The following is a 17,447-nucleotide window of genomic DNA, read 5'->3' as shown; positions in this document are numbered from 1 at the left end:
CGACGCCCTGGCCGTGGCCGAGAGCGCGGCCGGAGAGGCCGACCGGGCGGCGCGAGGGGCGGAAGCAACCGCCTCGACGGCGCGCGAGGCCCGGGCCGGACTGGCGGCGCGGTCGGAGGCGGCGGCCGAACGGCTGGCCGAGGCCACGGCCAATGTCCACGAGACCGCCCAGATGTCCCCCGAGGAACTGGGCCAGAAGCTGACCGACGACGCCATCGCCCGCCCGCCCGACGCCGCCGGGGCCGAGAGCCTGCTGTATGGTCTGGAGCGCGAGCGCGAAGCCCTGGGCGCGGTCAATCTGCTGGCCGAGGAAGAGGCGCTCGAATACGGCGACCGGCTGAACACGATGAGGGTCGATCGGTCGGATCTGACCAGCGCCATCGCCAAGCTGCGCGACGGCATCGACGAGCTGAACGCCGAGGGCCGCGAGCGGCTGGTGGCGGCGTTCGACGTCATCAACGACAATTTCAAGAGCCTGTTCGAGGCCCTGTTCGGCGGCGGCCAGGCCGAGCTGAAACTGGTCGAGAGCGACGATCCGCTGGAGGCCGGGCTGGAGATCTACGCCTGCCCGCCCGGCAAGCGGCTGGCGGTGATGAGTCTGATGTCGGGCGGCGAACAGGCGCTGACGGCGGCGGCCCTGATCTTCGCCGTCTTCCTCGCCAACCCGGCCCCGGTCTGCGTGCTGGACGAGGTCGACGCCCCGCTGGACGACGCCAACGTCGACCGCTTCTGCCGCATGCTGGACGAGATGCGGAAGCGGACCGACACCCGGTTCATCGTCATCACCCACAATCCGGTGACCATGAGCCGGATGGACCGTCTGTACGGCGTGACCATGCCCGAGCGGGGGGTGAGCCAGCTGGTCAGCGTGGACCTGAGCCAGGCGGAAGAGATCGTGGCGGCATGATGCTCTTTAAGCGATGGTGGGTTGTTGTCGGCCTATCTGCATCGCTGGTGCTCGCAAGCGGGTGCGTTGAAAAGCCCGCCTCGGAGCCCTCGGCTACCGTTTACTACCGGGTCACAGCGGAGAGCCGACCTTTGGTCGACGATATGCTTGCGACCTATGCGGAGGATGGCACGTTTCAATTCGCGGCGGGGGCGATCGGAAACAAGGACGCATCGAACTACACGGTGCATCTGGTTCGCCCGGACGCCCAGATCATCGGTGTCGACCCATTCGTCAGCAATTGCTTCCGGCTCTCCTTCTACAAGACACTCCGTATCGATCGTGCGTCGGACAGCGAGATCGACCAGATCAGGCAGGACCTGGAGTCTCGGCTTCGCGGCATCAACGGAGTGACCATGTTGACGAAAACGGAGTCGGAGGCCTTGGGCTGCTAGCCTGACTTCAGTCCGGCGACCGGTCGATTAGCGCCCGAACACCTCGCACCGCACGAACCACCCGAAGATCGCCGGCCCCTCGATCACATAGCGGCGGAACATTCGCCTCGGCTGGCTCAGCAGGCGGTGCAGCCACTCCAGCGACAGCTGCTGGAAGATGCGCGGGGCCCGCTGCTGGCGGCCGGTGAGGAAGTCCACCGAGGCGCCGACGCACAGGGTCACCCCGGACCGGCGGCCGGCGGCGCGCAGGGCGTGGGCGAACAGCTCCTGTTTGGGGAAGGAGACGCAGGCCAGCAGCACGTCCCAGTCGGCGGCGGCGGCGGACCGGACGGCGGCGGTCCAGCCGGGCGTGCCCGGCGTCAGCATGGGGGCCTCGATCCAGCGCAGGGTCTGGCGCGGATACCGGGCCACGAGGTCGTCGAAGGCGGCGCGGTCCGGCCCGAAGACGGCGATGACCAGCCCTTCCGCGGCGGGCGAGGCCAGCAGGTCGGCCGTCAGGTCCGAGCCCGGATAGACTGGCAGGGCGACGCCGCGCAGCCGGGCCAGATGGGCGAGGACGCGGCTGTCGCAGATCTTCAGATCGGCGCCGTCATAGACGTCGCGCGGGACGCGGCCGTCCATCAGCTTGATGACGTGGTCGACATTGGGGGTGACGACATAGCCGTAGGCGCCGCGGGCCATGCCGATGACGCGGTCCAGCATGGCCGGCCGGTCGCCGCCGGCGAAGTCGAGCGTCATGAAGCGCGTCATGGCGATCAGCGTATCGCGCCCCGGTCAACACGCGGTTACGATGGGGCATGAAAACGCTGCCGCACGCCGTCGTCCTGGCCGCCGTCCTGCTGGCCGCGCCGGCCTGCGCGCAGCCGGCCGGGCCGCAGCCGGAGGGTCATCGGCTGGTCCTGACCGGCGTCGGACGGTTCGCGGTGCTGGCCGACCTGTCGACCATCTCGCGCGACGGCGAGCGGGTGCGCATGCGGTCGCTGCAGGTGACGGAAGAGACGTTCGAAGCGGGCGGCCAGACGTACTGGGGCGGCTGGTCGTGGTGGGCCTTCGACTGCGCGGCCCGCACCGCCGACCGGCTGGATTTCGCCTCGGTGCGCGAGGGCGGGGCCGAAGGGCCGGCCACGCCGGACACCGCGCCGCCCTACGCCGCGGCCGCGGGCGGGGATGCGGCCGAGCTGCTGGCCGTCGCCTGCGACCCGGCCTCGGCGGGCGAGGCGGACGCGGACAATCTGGAGGACGCGGTCCGGATCGGCCGGGCGGCGCTGGCCGGCCAGGGCTAGACGGACGCGTTGAGCTGGCGCTGGATCGGCAGGGCCTCGGGGCATTCGTCGCGCATGAAGGCCAGCATCTTCTCGCGGATCTCGCAGCGCAGGTCGAAGGCCGTCGGGGCGTTGCGCGCGCTGGCCAGACAGCGGACCTGGGCCACGCGGTCGGTGATGTCGGTCACCTGCAGACTGACGACGTCGCGATCCCACAGCGGACTTTCGCGGCAGATGCGCTCGAGCTCGGCCCGCAGACGCTCCATCGGCGCCTCGTAGTCGACGTAGAGGAAGGCCGTCCCGATCAGGCTGGAGGTCTCGCGCGTCCAGTTCTGGAACGGCTTGGTGATGAAATAGGTCAGCGGCAGGATCATCCGACGCCAGTCCCACAGCTTGACCACCACATAGGTCGAGGTGATCTCCTCGATCACGCCCCACTCCCCTTCGACGATGACGGCGTCGTCGAGACGGATCGGCTGGTCGGTGGCGATCTGGATGCCGGCGATCATATTGGTCAGCAGCGGCTGCAGGGCGAAGCCGGCGATGATCCCCACCACCCCCGCCGAGGCCAGCAGGCTCATGCCCCACTGGCGCACCTCGGCGATCGTCAGCAGCGCCAGCCCGAGGGTCACGATGCCGATCAGCAGGGCCGACACGCGCTGGAGGATCCGCGCCTGGGTGACATGCTTGCGCGCCAGCAGATTGTCTTCGGCGGCCATGTTGAAGCGCCGCAGATAGACCACCGCCCACATGTCAGAGGCCCCGATCAGCATCCAGCCGACGGTCAGGATGAAACCGAACAACAGGGTCTGGCGCAGGACCAGCGAAGGCTCGGGGTCCAGCGGCGAGACGGTCACGGCCAGGGCCATGGCGGCGATCATCACCGCGATCCGCACCTTCAGCCGCGCGCGGCCGACCAGACCGCGCCAGAACACGTCGCGCTTGCGCACCAGCAGCTTCAGCAGGGCGAAGACCAGCTGGTTGGCGGCCCAGCCGACGAAGACGAAGACGGCGACGATGACCGAGATCACCACCCATTCGGGCAGCCAGTAGAACTCGCGCCAGAGGCGGAAGATTTCGCGGGTCAGGTCGGTGACGAAGGCGGGCATGGGGACGGTATAGGACCTTACGGCCTCAGGCGGGAGGCGCCCGTCCCGCCGCCGCCTCGACGATGTCGGCGAGACGGGCGGTCGCGTCCGGCAGGGCGGCCGATTTCGCCCCGGCGCTCATGGCCGCCAGCCGCGCCGGATCGGACAGCAACGACAGCAGGGCCGCGGTCAGCCGCTCGACCGTCACCTCATCCTCCAGCATCACCTCGGCCCCGCCGGCCTCGGCCAGGCTGAGGGCGTTGAAACGCTGGTGGTCGTCCATGGCGATCTTCAGGGGGATCAGCAGCGAGGGCACGGCGGCCACGGCCAGCTCCGAACAGGTCGAGGCGCCGGCCCGGCCGATGACCAGATGCGCCGCCGACAGCCGCTGCGCCATGTCGCGGAAGAAGGGCGCGACCTCGGCCGCGATTCCCGCCTCGAGATAGATCTGCTGCGCGGCCTCGAGGGTCTCGGCGCGGGCCTGCTGCTGCACCTTCAGCCGGGCGCGGATCGCCTCGGGCAGGGCCGCCAGCGCCCGGGGCGCGGTCTCGGCGAGGATGCGGGCGCCCTGGCTGCCGCCGGTGACCAGCACATGGATCGGGCCGTCCGGCGTCGGTGCGCTCCAGGCGCGGTCGTACAGGGCCCGGATGTCGGGCCGGACCGGATTGCCGACCAGGGAGACGCGCGCGCCCAGCCCCTGCGGGACCTTTTGCAGATCGGGGAAGGACGAGGCGACCGCGCCGACATAGGGCGCCAGCCAGCGGTTGGTGCGGCCCAGCACGGCGTTCTGTTCGTGCAGCAGGGTCGGCCGTCGCTGGCTGAGCGCCGCGATCAGGGCGGGCGCCGACGGATAGCCGCCGAAGCCGACCACCACGGCCGCGTCCAGACGGGTCAGCGCCTTACGCGCCTTGATCACGCCCCGCGCGATGGCGACGCCGGCCCTGGCCATGCCGATCGGGCCGCGTCCGGTGGCGGCGTCCAGCGCGATCCGCTCTTCGGCGGGGAAGTCGTGGGCATAGGCCTCGCCGCGATGGTCCGTGGCCAGGACGATGCGCCAGCCGCGCGCCTGAAGCTCGCGCGACAGGGCCTCGGCGGGGAACATATGGCCGCCGGTGCCCCCGGCGGCGACGACGCAAACTTTGGACATCGGATACCTAGGGCAGGATGCGCCGGCCTTGCGGCAGGCTGGCCCCCGGCTCGTAGGCGCCGGGGCGGCGGCGGGTCAAGGCCAGGGCCAGACCCATGGTCAGCCCCATGGCCAGCATGGACGAGCCGCCATAGCTGATGAAGGGCAGGGTCATCCCCTTGGTCGGGATCAGGTTCAGATTGACCGCGATGTTGATGCAGGCCTGCAGCCCGATCAGCATGAACAGGCCCGCCGCCGCCGTCTGCTCGAACGGATCGGTCAGCTTCATCGCCCGGCGCATGCCGCGGATGACGATGAAGGCGTAGAGGCCGATCATGGCCAGCGACAGCACCAGGCCGAATTCCTCGGCGCCGACGGAATAGATGAAGTCGGTGTGCAGATCGGGCACCGACCGCTTCATCACCCCCTCGCCAACGCCGCGCCCGACCAGTCCGCCGGCGCGGATGGCTTCGGAGGCGCGGTCGATCTGGTGGGTGTCGGTGGTCTCGGGCGAGAGGAAGCGGCTGAGACGGTCGCGCATGTGGCTGAAGGCGAAATACAGGCCCACCACCCCCGCCATGCCGGCGGCGGCGAGGGCGGCGACCCATTTCAGCGGCACCCCGGCCATGAAGAAGACGGCCATGAAGGTGGTGGTGATCAGCAGGGTCTGGCCGATGTCGGGCTGGATCAGCAGCAGGCCCACGGTCAGGGCCCAGGCCCCGAAGGCGATGCTGACGCCGGGCACCCCCTGCCCCTTCTGGGCCTCGGAAAACATCCAGGCGGCGAAGACGATCAGGCTGGGCTTGGCGAATTCGGACGGCTGCAGGCTGAACGGGCCGAGGTTCACCCAGCGCGCCGCGCCCTTCACCTCATTGCCGATGAACGGCAGGGCGGCCATGACGACGATGGCCCCCAGCAGGGCCAGCAGGGCGATGCGCCGCACGCCGCGCGGCGACAGCAGCGAGGCCAGCAGCATCATCACCGTTCCGCCCGTGGCCCAGACGATCATCCGCCAGGAATAGTGGAAGGGGTCGGTGATCGACTGGTCGGCGAGGATCGCCGCCGGGCTGGAGGCGAAGCTCAGGGACACGCCCAGCGCCACCAGGGTCAGCGCCGCCGCCAGCAGGCCGCGATCGACGGTCCAGAACCATTTGGCGATGGGGCTCTGGTCGTTGCGGGAAAAGGCGGGGCTGTAGTCGGTCATGCCGCGCTCGCGGGAACAGCGCCGAGAGCGAGAACGGCGGCGCGGAAGGCCTCTCCCCGCGCCTCGAAGTCCGGATACTGGTCGAAGCTGGCGGCGGCGGGCGACAGCAGCACGACCTCGTCGCGGCCGGTCGCGGCGGCGGCTTCGGCGGCGGCTCTGACCGCGCCGGCCATGTCGCTGCTGATGCGGTGCGGGGTCTCGCCCAGCCGGGCGGCGAAGGGCCCGGCCGCCTCGCCGATCAGGAAGGCCTCGACCACGCGGGGGAACAGGTCCTCCAGATCGTCGATCCCGCCCGCCTTGGCGCGTCCGCCGGCGATCCAGAAGCTGCGTTCATAGCTGGCCAGCGCCTGCCGCGCGGCGTCGGCGTTGGTGGCCTTGGAATCGTTGATGAAACGGACGCGGCCGAGGGTGGCGACATGCTCCATGCGGTGGGCGAGGCCGGGAAAGGTTACCAACCCCTCGACGGCGGCGGCGTGGCTGACGCCCAGCACCCGGGCGGCAGCCCAGGCGAAGGCGGCGTTCTGGGCGTTATGGCGGCCGGGGAGCGAGCGGGCCCGGGACAGGTCGATGGTCGGCTGGCCTGCAATCGTCAGGGCGCCATCGGCCGCCAGAATCCCTTCTCCCCTCGGGGGAGAAGGTGGGCCGCGAAGCGGCTCGGATGAGGGGGCTTGCGCCGCCTCCCCCGCGCCAGCCTGTGCGTGTCCGGCAAACCCCTCATCCGTCTCGCTCCGCGAGACACCTTCTCCCCCAAGGGGAGAAGGGAGGGTGCTGACCGTCGTGACGCGCCGCCCGTTCTCCGCGAGATCGCGCGCAATACCCTGCCCCCAGCGCTCGTCCACGCCAACCAGCGCCAGCCCGTCCGCACCCTGCGCCCGGAATATCCGCGCCTTGGCGGCGACATAGCCCTCCATGTCGCCATGGCGCTCCAGATGGTCCGGGCTGACGTTGGTCAGGATGGCCACGTCCGGCGCGAACGAGGTCGTCAGGTCCAGCTGATAGCTCGACACCTCGATCACATAGACCGCCCCCGGCGTCGGGGCCGGCAGGGCCAGGACGCCGATGCCAATATTGCCGCCGACGTGAACGGTCAGCCCCGCCTGTTTCAGCACCCAGCCGAGCAGGGCGGTGGTCGTGGACTTGCCGTTGGTGCCGGTGATGGCGACGACCCTGGGACGCTCCGCTTCGGGCAGGGCCGCGATGGCGCGGGCGAACAGTTCGATGTCGCCGATCACCTCGACCCCCGCCGCCTTCGCCTTGCCCACCGTCCAGTGCGGCTCGGGATGGGTCAGCGGGGCGCCCGGCGACAGCACCAGGGCGGCGAAGCCCGACCAGTCGGCGACGGTCAGGTCCTCGACCGCGAACCCTTCGGCCTCGGCCTGCAGGCGGCTGGAGACGCTGTCGTCCCACAGCACCGGCAGGGCGCCGCCGGCCTTCAGGGCGCGCGCGGCGGTCAGCCCCGACCGTCCCAGGCCGAAGACCGCGATGCGCCGCCCTTCGAAGCCGGGAACGGGGATCATGACCCTACCGCAGCTTCAGGGTGGCGAGGCCGGCCAGGGCCAGCATGGCCGAGACGATCCAGAAGCGGATCACCACCGTCGATTCGGGCCAGCCCATCTTCTCGAAATGATGGTGGATGGGGGCCATCAGGAAGATGCGCTTCTTGGTGGCCTTGTAGTAGCCGACCTGGATCATGACGCTCAGCGCCTCGATGACGAACAGGCCGCCGACGATGCCCAGCACCAGCTCGTGCTTGGTGGCCACGGCGATGGCGCCGAGCGCGCCGCCGAGGGCCAGCGACCCGGTGTCGCCCATGAAGATCTTGGCCGGCGGGGCGTTGTACCAGAGGAAGCCCGTCCCCCCGCCGATGATGGCGGCGAGGAAGATGGCCAGCTCGCCCGCGCCCGGCACGTGGTGGATGCCGAGATAGCTGGAGAAGATGAAGTTGCCGGCCAGATAGGCGATGATGCCGAAGGCGGCGGAGGCCATCATCACCGGCACGATGGCCAGGCCGTCGAGGCCGTCGGTCAGGTTCACCGCATTGGAGAAGCCGACGATCGTGAAGGCGGCGAAGGCGACATAGAACCAGCCGACGTTGAGCAGCACGGCCTTGAAGAAGGGGAAGGCGATCGAGGTTTCGAGATTGGGCGACGTCGGCGAGGCCTTCATCCACAGCACCGTCAGAACGCCGGCGATCACCGAGACGACGACCTGGGCCAACAGCTTCTGTTTCGAGGTCAGACCCGCCGACGTCTGTTTCGACACCTTGGCGTAGTCGTCGATGAAGCCCAGCACGCCGAACGCCGCCGTCACCAGGCTGACGATCCAGATATAGGGATTGGTCAGGTCGCCCCACAGCAGCACCGCCACGGCGATGCCGGCCAGGATCATCAGCCCGCCCATGGTCGGGGTGCCGACCTTGGACAGGTGCGAGACCGGGCCATCCGAGCGGATCGGCTGGCCCTTGCCCTGTTTGAGCCGCATCCAGGCGATGAACCGGCTGCCCATGGCGACCGAGACGATCATGGCCGTGGCCATGGCCAGCGCCACCCGCACTGTCTGGTACTGGACCAGATTCAGCAGCGGATAGTCCTGCGCGATGTCGGCGTAGTGGAGATACAGCAGGTAAAACATCAGGCGCCTCTTTCCCTATCGCTCGCGACGCGGTCGCTCGCTGCCTGAGGGGTTCCCAGAGCAGCAAGGGCTTTGGCGACCAGCGACGCCTTCGACCCGTTCGATCCCTTGACCATGACCACGTCGCCCGGCGCGACCAGGGTCGCGGCCTCGGCGGCCAGTTCGGCGGCAGTCTCGCGCCAAAGGCCGCGACGGGCGGGCGGCAGGACGTCGTGCAGCCGCTTCATCTCCGGCCCGGCCGTGTGCACCAGATCCAGCCCGGCGGCGTCGATGGCGGCGGCGAGGCCCTCGTGCAGGGCGCGCGACTGGTCGCCCAGCTCCAGCATGTCGCTCAGGACGACGACGCGCCGTCCACCCGGCGGAACCGGCTTGGCGCCGAGGCTGCGGAAGCCGGCGGCCATTGACAGGGGATTGGCGTTGTAGCTCTCGTCGATCAGGGTGAAGGCGCCGCCGGGCGCGTTCACGACCGCCGTCTGACCGCGTCCCGCCAGCGGCTGGAAGTCGGCCAGGGCGCTGAGCGCCGTCTCCAGCGGCACGTCCAGGGCGTCGAGCATCAGCAGCACACAGAGGCTGTTCAGGCCCCAGTGGAAGCCGGACTGGCTGAGCGGGAAATCGATCGTCTTGCCGAACAGCTCGGCCTTCACCCGCGCGCCCCGGGCGACGGGTTCGAAGTCGATCAGCCGGGCGTCGTGGCCGGCGCCGGTGCCGAAGGTCACCCGCCGGCCGGCTCCGGCCTTGCGTGCGGCCGCGTCCAGCAGGACCGAGAAAGCCGTGTCGCCATTGAGCACCGCGACGCCGTCGGGGGCCAGACCCTGGAAGATCGCCGCCTTCTCCGCCGCCACCCCGGCCTCGCCGTCGGCGAAGGCCTCGATATGCACGGGGCCGATGGTGGTGACGCAGGCGGCGTGGGGCCGGACCATCTTCGACAGCGGCGCGATCTCGCCGGGCGCGTTCATGCCGATCTCGAACACCGCCCGCTCGGTCGAACGCGGCATGCGCGCGAGCGTCAGCGGCACGCCGATATGGTTGTTGTAGCTCTTGATCGAGGCGTGGGCCGGGCCGGCCAGATCGAGGCCCGCCTTGACCGCCTGGGTCACGCTGGTCTTGCCGACCGAGCCGGTGACCGCCCCGCGCCGGACTTGCGGGCTGCGCTCGCGCGCGGCGACGCCGAGGGCCTCCAGCGCGCGCAGGGTGTCGGCGGTGACCACCGAGGGGCCGCCCTCGACGGGGTGTTCGGTGAGGGCGCCCGCGGCCCCGGCGGCGAAGGCCGCGGCGGCGAACGCATGCCCGTCCCGCGCACCCTTCAGGGCCAGGAACAGGTCGCCCGGGGCGATCTCGCGGCTGTTGTAGGTGACGCCGTTCGCTTCAAAGGCCGGGCCGGACAGGCGTCCTCCCGTGGCGGCTTCGATTTCAGCGGAGGTCCAGAGAGGCGGGGTGTCAGGCATGGAGACGAAGAGCTTCGGCGGCGACGGTTGCGTCATCGAAAGGAAGGGTGGTCCCGCCGACGATCTGTCCCTGCTCATGCCCTTTTCCGGCGATGATCACCACATCTCCGTCGCCCATCATGTCGATGGCCTGTTGAATGGCGGCGCGGCGGTCGCCGGTCTCCTGCGCCGAAGGGCAGCCTTCGCGCACGGCGCGACGGATGGCGGCCGGATCCTCGGAGCGGGGGTTGTCGTCGGTGACGATGGCGACGTCGGCCAGCCGGCCCGCGATCTCGCCCATCAGGGGACGTTTGCCCTTGTCGCGGTCGCCGCCGGCGCCGAAGACGACGATCAGCCGGCCCGTCGCATGGGGCCGCAGCGCCTTGAGCACCGTCTCCAGGCCGTCTGGCGTGTGGGCGTAGTCGACATAGACCTCGCCGCGCGCCGAGCCCGGAATGCGCTGCAGCCGCCCCTGGGCGCCCGTGATCTTCTCAAGGCCCGCCAGCACCCGGTCGGGCGTCTCGCCGGCGGCGATGCACAGGCCGGCGGCGACGAGGGCGTTCGAGGCCTGGAAGGCGCCCGCCAGCGGCAGCAGCACCTCATACAGGGTCCCGCGCGCGTCGATGGTCAGGCGCTGGCCCTCGGGCGTCGCCTGACGCGCGATCAGGGACAGGTCCCGCCCCCGTTCGCCCACGCCCATGACGCCGAGGCCGGACATGATCGAGGCGGCGGCGAAGCTCGAGTAAGCCTCCGAATCGGCGTTCAGCACGGCGGTGCGGCCGCGCGGCAGCAGGGTCTCGAACAGCCGCAGCTTGGCGGCGCGATAGGCCTCCATGTCGCCGTGGTAGTCGAGATGGTCCTGGCTCAGATTGGTGAAGGCCGCGGCCTTCAGCGACACTCCGTCCAGGCGGCGCTGGTCGATGCCGTGCGACGAGGCCTCCAGGGCCAGATGGGTCACGCCCCCGGCGGCCAGATCGGCCAGCATGCGGGCCGCGTCGGCGGCGTCGGGACTGGTCAGGCCGGGGCCTGTCAACTCCCGGTTAACGTTACCCATTTGTGCTAAAACCCCAAGGGTCCCCATGCTCGCGGCATGAAGGCCCAGGGACGCCCAGATCTGGCGGCAGAAGGCGGCGACCGAGGTCTTGCCGTTGGTGCCCGTCACGGCGACGCAGGTCGCCGGCTGGACGCCGTAGAAGCTGCGCGCGGCGATGGCGTAGGCGCGGCGCACGTCGCCCGAGGTGACCAGCACCGGGGCCATGGCGGCGTCGGTGTCGGCCGGGGCCAGCACGGCGGCGGCGCCCTGCGACAGGGCCTGCGGAATGAAGGCGCGCCCGTCGGCGGCCGTGCCCGGCAGGGCCACGAAAAGCGAGCCCGGCGCGACCTTGCGGCTGTCGGCGGTCACCCCGGTGATGACGGGGTCCGAAGCCACGTCGCGGCGCAGCAGTTCGGACAGTTTGACGGGGGCGGGAGCCGCACTCATCGACCGTCCCCTTCGAGGTCCTCGAAGGCCGGGATCTTGTCCCCGACGGCGGTGCGGTAGGGGTCGGCGCGGCGCTGGACGTTGAGGAACGGCGCGATGCGGTCGGCGATGCGGCCCACCGCCGGCGCGGCGACGAAGCCGCCGGTGCGCGGATAGGTCTGGGGCTCGTCGATCAGCACCAGGATCTGGTAGCGCCGCGCATTGACCGGACCGTCGGCGGGGAAGACCGCGGCGAAGGTGCCGACGGCGTGGGCGGTCGAATAGCGGCCGTTGACCGACTTGTTGGCCGAGCCGGTCTTGCCGCCGACGCGCAGACCCGGCGCCTCGGCCCGGCCGCCGGACCCCCGCACCACATTGCGGCGCATCAGGTCGAGCATGGTCAGGGACGTCTCGGGCGAGATCACCTGCCGCGCCTGCACGTCGGGCCGCCCGCCCTTGCGCAGGGTCAGGGGGATGTAGCGCCCGCCGTTGGTCAGGGCCTGCATCGCCGCCGCCATCTGCAGCGGGGTGATGGAGATGCCATAGCCGAATGACAGCGAGGCCAGGGTCGAGTCCGACCATTCGCGCGGAATGATCGGCGTCTCCGACGCGATCTCGAACGGGGCCCGGGACAGCAGGCCGAACCGCTCGAAATAGTCGCGCATGACGCGCGGCCCCATCTCGGTCGACAGGCGCGAGGTGCCGATGTTGGACGAGTGGAGATAGACCTCCTCCAGCGTCAGCACCTTGTTGGTGGCGTGGAAGTCGGTGATCCGCCGGTTGCCGATCTGGAACGCCTCCGAGGCGTCCAGCAGGGTGTTCATGTCGGCCCGGCCGGTGTCGATGGCGGCGGCGACGGTGAAGGTCTTGAACACCGACCCCATCTCATAGGTGGCGGCCGAGGCGAGGTTGCGCGAGTTCGAGCCCGGCCAGCTGGCCATGCCGAGGACCTCGCCCGTCTGGACGTCGGTGATGATGCCCACCGCGCCCCTGGCCTTGGTCTCGGTCGCGGCGGCGGCCAGTTCGTTCTCGAGAATGCCCTGGATGCGCAGGTCGATGGAGACCTGGAAGGTCTCGCCCCGCGCGCCGGCCGCCCGGATCTCGTCGTTGAAGGCGCGCTCGGCGGCGGACAGGCCGACGCCGCCGGTGTCGACATTGCCGACCACATGGCGGGCGGATTCGCCCAGCGGATAGACCCGCACGTCCTCGGGTTCGAAGGCCACGCCGCCCAGGGCGAGGCCGTGAACCGCCACCTTCTCCTGCGGCGTCAGGCGGTTGATGACCAGCAGCCGGCGGTCGCCATTGAGGACCTTGTTCAGCTTGGCCATCGACACCCGCGGCAGGGCGCGCTTGATCTGCGCCGCCGCGGCCTTGCGGTCCCAGACCTCGGCCGGATCGATATAGAGGCCGTAGTGGGTGATGTTGGTGGCCAGCAGGGCGCCGTTGCGGTCGACCATGTCGGCGCGGACCACCGCATTGGGGTGGACCGCCGATCCGACCCCGCCCCGGGCCGTCAGCAGGGCGGCGTGGGTCGCGCCCAGGGCCAGCAGGACGAACACCGCCGAGAACAGCGACAGGATGACGAAGATGCGGACCCGGGTGTCTTCCTCGGGGCGGGCGTCGGCGTGGGCGCGGCCGAACGAATGCTCGACCCACCACATGGCCTCGGCCAGCCAGCGCCACGACGGCATGTAGCGCCGGCCGCCATAGGCGACGGGGCGTTCCGCGGCGAAAGGATCGTGCACGCTCATCGCGCCGGCTCCGCGACAGGATCCACCGCGGGCGCCGCGTCCTCGACGGGCGGCGCGACGACGGGCGCCGGCGGCGGCGGCGCGGAGACGGCGACCAGCGTCGACAGACTCGCCTCGGTCGCCTGACGGTGCACGTCGACCGGACCCAGTCCCGCGCCGCGCGACAGGGCTTCCAGCCGGCCCGGCTGCTCCAGCCGGGCGACCTCGGCGCGCAGCAGCCGGACCCGCTGGCCGTTGTCGCTGATCTGGCGTTCCAGATCGCTGATCCGGGCGCTCTCGCGGGCGGCCGCCGCCTTGGCCAGATAGACCGAGAAGACCATGGCGGCGACCAGCATGACGCCGATGATCTCGACCCAGCGCACGCCGCGGATCTTCCAGGCGTAGAGCCGGTTCAGGGTGGCGACGGCCGAACTCATGCGGCGATCCTCCCCCACGGCGCGGCGTCGGTGCGGACGGCGGCGCGCAGCTTGGCCGAGCGGGCCCGCGGATTGGTCGCCAGCTCCGCCTCGCCGGCCTCGCGCGCGCCCTTGAACGACAGGGTGAAGCTGGGCTTGCGGGTCTCGATCGCCACGGGCGCGTGGCGCGAGCCGCCGGGCGCGTTGCCGGTGCGCTCGGTCAGGAACGCCTTGACGATCCGGTCCTCCAGCGAATGGAAGGTGACCACGACCAGCCGCCCGCCCGGCGCCAGCGTCGCCTCGGCCGCCTCCAGCCCGGCGCGCAGCTCGCCCAGCTCGTCATTGACCGCGATGCGCAAGGCCTGGAAGACGCGGGTGGCCGGATGGATGGCCGCGCCGCGCCGTCCGCCCAGCGCCTTCTCGACCACGGCGGCCAGATCCAGCGTCCGCTCGAACGGCTTCTCCACCCGGCGGCGCAGGATGGCGGTGGCGACCCGGCCCGACTGCCGCTCGTCGCCGTAGAGCTTGAAGATATGGGCCATCGGCCCGTGTTCCCAGGTGTTGACGATGTCGGCGGCGGTCTCGCCCTCATCCGACATCCGCATGTCCAGCGGCCCGTCGCGCATGAAGGAGAAGCCGCGCTCGGCCTGGTCCAGCTGCATCGACGACACGCCGATGTCGAACACCACCCCGTCCAGCTTCGCCGCGCCCGACTGCGCGAAGGCGTCGGCCAGGCCCGAGAAGGGCGTGCGGATCAGCTGGAATTTGCCGGGATAGTCGTTGGCCACGGCGTCGGCGTGCGGCTGGACGGTCGGATCGCGATCCAGCCCGATCACCGTCGCCCCGGTCGCCAGAATGGCGCGCGTATAGCCCCCGGCGCCGAAGGTGGCGTCGATGATCACATCGCCGGCCCGCGGGGCCAGGGCCTCGATCACCTCGTCCAGCATGACCGGGGCGTGCGGGCTCATGCGCCCTCCCCGGTCGCGTCGTCGCCCAGCATGACCTGACGGGCCAGGGCGCGGCGGGCCTCGCGGCGGGCGTTCCAGCGGGCGCGGTCCCAGATCTGGAAGCGCGGCCCCAGGCCGACGATGACCACATCCTCGCCCAGACCGGCGTCCTGGCACAGGCTTTCCGGCAGGGTGATGCGGCCGCCGCCGTCGTACGACAGGGGCCGCTGGCCGGCGTAGAAGGTCTCTTCAAGCGCGGTGCGCCGGTCGCTGCCGAACGGCAGGGCCTCGATGCGGGCGACGTATTCGGCCATCAGCTTGTCGCCGCCGGCCTCGAGGCAGTCGGACGCCATGGAAAAGAAGCAGAAGACGCCATGCTCGGCGCCGTTGTCGACGGTGCGGAACTCCTGCGGAATCAGCAGGCGTCGCTTCCCGTCCAACTGTTTCTCATAGGTCGAGAGAAACACGCCTGCCCCAAACTCGGATCTCGCGATCCGCCCCTCTGTTCCCCTGAACACCCTCAGAGCGGATGGGATAGCATGGGATCAACTGGGTCTCAATGGGATTAGTTGACGAAGGTTAACCTCGAAGGCGGCTGAAAACCCTGTAAAGGCGAGAACATACACAGAACATCGGAAGTATAGACAGGCTGTGGACTGATCCTGCGCCGCAATGCGGGCCGAGAGGTTAACGGGCGGAGGGAGGAGACGCCGGGCCTCAAGCAGCGAGCCGCCGCGCGGCGAGCGGTAGGCCCCTTCAAAAGATAGATGTCAGACGGCCTGTAAGCCGGGTTCTGTACCCGCCGAAACGGGTGACGATCATTCCTCTGGACCGCCCCTCGCGGAACGGTTCTCGCGACCTACCCGGACGCCTCGGGCGATGAACCCTGCGGCCGAGGCCGCGCGACGTCCCTATTCGGTCTTGCTCCAGGCGGGGCTTGCCATGCCGTCCCTGTTGCCAGGCACGCGGTGGGCTCTTACCCCACCCTTTCACCCTTCCCTGCCCCGAGGGGCAGGCGGTTTGCTTTCTGTGGCGCTATCCCTCGGGTCGCCCCGGGCGGGAGTTACCCGCCGCCTTTTCACCGTGGAGCCCGGACTTTCCTCGACGGGGGCAGAACCCCCGCCGCGACCGCCCGGCCGTCTGACGGGGGGTAAGTGCGCGCGATGACGGCGCAGGTCAACGCTCTCCCTCCCCTTCATGGGGAGGGACGATCGCGAAGCGATCCGGGTGGGGTACGCCAGCTCCAAGCTCCGCCCTGATGCGATCCATCACCCAGTCGATGTGATCGCGCACGTCCTCATTGGTGAAGCGTACGGTTTTAAAGCCCTCGCGAAGAAGTACAGCGTCGCGGGTCCTGTCGTGTTCAACACGGGTTTCGTGGGTTCGGCCATCCACCTCGATGACAAGGCGCGCCCGGATACAGACGAAGTCGAGAAAATAGCCGCGGAATGGAGTCTGCCGGCGAAATGGAAAGCCCTCGGCCCGTAGCCGGCGGAGATGAACCCAAAGCTTGGCCTCAGGCGGCGTCAAAGCCTTACGCATCTCGCGCGCCTTCCTGACCGCAGGATCCATGACGACCTCAGATTGCTCAATGAGCAACCTATAGCTGCATAGCCCGGGGGAGCAAGTCTGGGGTTGGACATTTCCCCACCCGGGCTCGGCTCCGCCTCGCCGTCCCTCCCCACTTCGGGGGAGGGAGAACGCCAACCCTAATTCAGCACACCCGTGACGCTCTCCGCCGCCGCCAGTTGCAGCACCCCCATCAGGGTCGCCCGCGTCTCGCCATCCGCGACCCCGTCCACCCGCCCCGGCCGCCAGTGCCGCTGGAAGGCCTCGACCGTCAGGCGGGTCGCCTCGTCGTAATCGCCGCCCGGCGTGAGGGCGTAGCCCAGACGGTGCAGGCCCGCGCGCAGCACCACCACCCCCAGCCCCTCGTCGCCCACGCCCAGGGGCGCGCCCAGCGCGGCGGTCCGTTCGGCCGCCGGCTCGAACCACAGGCCGTGACCGGCGCCCGCCAGCCGCTTCCACGGGAAGCGTTCGCCGGGATCCTGCTTTCGCTCGGGGGCCAGGTCGGAATGGCCGATGATGCGGGCGTCGGGAATGGTCCAGCGGGTGCGGATGTCGCTGATCAGGCTGATGACGGCGTCGATCTGCGCGTCAGGGAAGTCGCGATAGCCGAACTCATGGCCCGGATTGACGATCTCGATGCCGATGGAGGCGGCGTTGCAGTCCGCCTCGCCCTTCCAGGCGCCCTGCCCCGCGTGCCAGGCGCGGCGCGCCTCGTCCACAAGGCGGAGAATGGAGCCGTCCTCGTCCACCACATAATGGGCCGAGACCCTGGCCTCCGGATCCCGCAACCGGGCGATCGCCTCGCGCGCCGTCTTCATGCCGGTGTAGTGCAGCACCAGCATATCGGGCGGGGCCCGGCGGCTGTCGAAATTGGGGGACGGCGCGTCCTTCACGACCAGCACGTCCGGCGGCCCCGACCTAGCGCCCCGGCCGCTCCCAGCCGTAGGCGACCCAGGCGCCGTCGACCTTGCGGGCCTCGATGACGTCGTCGGTGCGGCGGGCGCGGACGGTGACCTTGCGGCGGGCCCCCATGGCCAGGCCGGCGAAGAAGACCAGCACGGCGGCGAACAGGGCGATCACGGCCACGGCGGCGGCGGTGAAGACGGCCAGCACCGCGCCCACGGCCATGGCGACCAGGGTCGCGACCAGGCCGCCGAGCCACAGGATCGAGGCCACAAAGCCATTGGCCGGGCGGCGGGCGCCGGGGCCGAAGATCAGACGGTCGGACTGGGTCATGACTTCACCTTCAC

At 70.3% G+C, this 17,447-nt stretch carries 17 protein-coding genes, 1 other RNA gene and 1 pseudogene; 3 read left to right on the top strand and 16 right to left on the bottom strand.

Features of this window, described 5'->3' with window-relative positions; genetic code table 11:
* Both WC555_RS09845 and WC555_RS09840 read left to right on the top strand, forming a co-directional pair.
* A pseudogene (locus WC555_RS09845) lies at window positions 1-907 on the top strand (chromosome segregation protein SMC); the annotation flags it as partial.
* Complete coding sequence (locus WC555_RS09840; RefSeq protein ID WP_373253224.1) at window positions 904-1,341, top strand: hypothetical protein; 438 nt, start codon at window positions 904-906, stop codon at window positions 1,339-1,341. The pseudogene WC555_RS09845 and the gene WC555_RS09840, both read left to right, overlap by 4 nt.
* A 27-nt stretch (window positions 1,342-1,368) precedes the next feature.
* On the opposite strand, the gene WC555_RS09835 is transcribed toward WC555_RS09840, so the two are convergent.
* Window positions 1,369-2,079, bottom strand: a complete 711-nt coding sequence (locus WC555_RS09835) for a WecB/TagA/CpsF family glycosyltransferase (protein WP_373253223.1) — start codon at window positions 2,077-2,079, stop codon at window positions 1,369-1,371.
* Between the two features lie 59 nt (window positions 2,080-2,138).
* On the opposite strand from WC555_RS09835, the gene WC555_RS09830 reads away from it, so the two are divergent.
* Window positions 2,139-2,624, top strand: coding sequence for a surface-adhesin E family protein (locus WC555_RS09830; RefSeq protein ID WP_373253221.1), 486 nt, complete (start codon window positions 2,139-2,141; stop codon window positions 2,622-2,624).
* Here the strand turns inward: WC555_RS09830 and WC555_RS09825 are convergent.
* The 15 genes from WC555_RS09825 to WC555_RS09755 all read right to left on the bottom strand — a co-directional run bounded on the left by WC555_RS09825 (window position 2,621) and on the right by WC555_RS09755 (window position 17,433).
* Window positions 2,621-3,712 (bottom strand): mechanosensitive ion channel family protein, encoded by a 1,092-nt coding sequence (locus WC555_RS09825; RefSeq protein WP_373253219.1) that lies wholly within the window; start codon window positions 3,710-3,712, stop codon window positions 2,621-2,623. The genes WC555_RS09830 and WC555_RS09825 overlap by 4 nt on opposite strands.
* 25 nt (window positions 3,713-3,737) lie before the next feature.
* On the bottom strand, window positions 3,738-4,838 hold the full coding sequence (murG, locus tag WC555_RS09820) for an undecaprenyldiphospho-muramoylpentapeptide beta-N-acetylglucosaminyltransferase (RefSeq protein WP_373253218.1): 1,101 nt from the start codon (window positions 4,836-4,838) through the stop codon (window positions 3,738-3,740).
* A 7-nt stretch (window positions 4,839-4,845) separates the two neighbouring features.
* The gene (locus WC555_RS09815; RefSeq protein WP_373253216.1) at window positions 4,846-6,021 is read right to left on the bottom strand and encodes an FtsW/RodA/SpoVE family cell cycle protein; all 1,176 of its coding nucleotides are present in this window, start codon (window positions 6,019-6,021) and stop codon (window positions 4,846-4,848) included.
* On the bottom strand, window positions 6,018-7,538 hold the full coding sequence (gene murD, locus WC555_RS09810; protein WP_373253215.1) for a UDP-N-acetylmuramoyl-L-alanine--D-glutamate ligase: 1,521 nt from the start codon (window positions 7,536-7,538) through the stop codon (window positions 6,018-6,020). The genes WC555_RS09815 and murD overlap by 4 nt, the downstream gene beginning before the upstream one ends.
* A 4-nt stretch (window positions 7,539-7,542) precedes the next feature.
* A complete protein-coding gene (gene mraY, locus WC555_RS09805) occupies window positions 7,543-8,652 on the bottom strand; it encodes a phospho-N-acetylmuramoyl-pentapeptide-transferase (protein ID WP_373253213.1) in 1,110 nt (369 codons plus the stop codon).
* Window positions 8,652-10,097: a UDP-N-acetylmuramoyl-tripeptide--D-alanyl-D-alanine ligase gene (murF, locus tag WC555_RS09800; protein ID WP_373253212.1), complete on the bottom strand. Its 1,446-nt coding sequence runs from the start codon at window positions 10,095-10,097 to the stop codon at window positions 8,652-8,654. Before murF ends, mraY begins: the two co-directional genes overlap by 1 nt.
* The gene (locus tag WC555_RS09795; RefSeq protein WP_373253211.1) at window positions 10,090-11,556 is read right to left on the bottom strand and encodes a UDP-N-acetylmuramoyl-L-alanyl-D-glutamate--2,6-diaminopimelate ligase; all 1,467 of its coding nucleotides are present in this window, start codon (window positions 11,554-11,556) and stop codon (window positions 10,090-10,092) included. Before WC555_RS09795 ends, murF begins: the two co-directional genes overlap by 8 nt.
* The gene (locus WC555_RS09790) at window positions 11,553-13,286 is read right to left on the bottom strand and encodes a peptidoglycan D,D-transpeptidase FtsI family protein (RefSeq protein WP_373253209.1); all 1,734 of its coding nucleotides are present in this window, start codon (window positions 13,284-13,286) and stop codon (window positions 11,553-11,555) included. The genes WC555_RS09795 and WC555_RS09790 overlap by 4 nt, the downstream gene beginning before the upstream one ends.
* The gene (locus tag WC555_RS09785) at window positions 13,283-13,702 is read right to left on the bottom strand and encodes a cell division protein (protein ID WP_373253207.1); all 420 of its coding nucleotides are present in this window, start codon (window positions 13,700-13,702) and stop codon (window positions 13,283-13,285) included. The genes WC555_RS09790 and WC555_RS09785 overlap by 4 nt, the downstream gene beginning before the upstream one ends.
* Window positions 13,699-14,649, bottom strand: a complete 951-nt coding sequence (gene rsmH, locus WC555_RS09780) for a 16S rRNA (cytosine(1402)-N(4))-methyltransferase RsmH (RefSeq protein ID WP_373253205.1) — start codon at window positions 14,647-14,649, stop codon at window positions 13,699-13,701. The genes WC555_RS09785 and rsmH overlap by 4 nt, the downstream gene beginning before the upstream one ends.
* Window positions 14,646-15,095, bottom strand: a complete 450-nt coding sequence (locus WC555_RS09775; RefSeq protein ID WP_373253204.1) for a division/cell wall cluster transcriptional repressor MraZ — start codon at window positions 15,093-15,095, stop codon at window positions 14,646-14,648. Before WC555_RS09775 ends, rsmH begins: the two co-directional genes overlap by 4 nt.
* A gap of 299 nt (window positions 15,096-15,394) precedes the next feature.
* Window positions 15,395-15,772: RNase P RNA component class A (gene rnpB, locus WC555_RS09770), an RNA gene on the bottom strand.
* 32 nt (window positions 15,773-15,804) lie between these two features.
* Window positions 15,805-16,200, bottom strand: coding sequence for an endonuclease domain-containing protein (locus WC555_RS09765; protein WP_373253202.1), 396 nt, complete (start codon window positions 16,198-16,200; stop codon window positions 15,805-15,807).
* Window positions 16,201-16,337: 137 nt separating this feature from the next.
* Complete coding sequence (locus tag WC555_RS09760; protein ID WP_373253228.1) at window positions 16,338-17,096, bottom strand: N-acetylmuramoyl-L-alanine amidase; 759 nt, start codon at window positions 17,094-17,096, stop codon at window positions 16,338-16,340.
* 19 nt (window positions 17,097-17,115) lie between these two features.
* Window positions 17,116-17,433: a hypothetical protein gene (locus WC555_RS09755; protein ID WP_373253201.1), complete on the bottom strand. Its 318-nt coding sequence runs from the start codon at window positions 17,431-17,433 to the stop codon at window positions 17,116-17,118.
* Window positions 17,434-17,447: the final 14 nt, after the last annotated feature.

The organism is Brevundimonas sp., assembly GCF_041648615.1.
Taxonomy (GTDB): domain Bacteria; phylum Pseudomonadota; class Alphaproteobacteria; order Caulobacterales; family Caulobacteraceae; genus Brevundimonas.
This window is presented reverse-complemented; position numbering and strand designations above follow the sequence as displayed.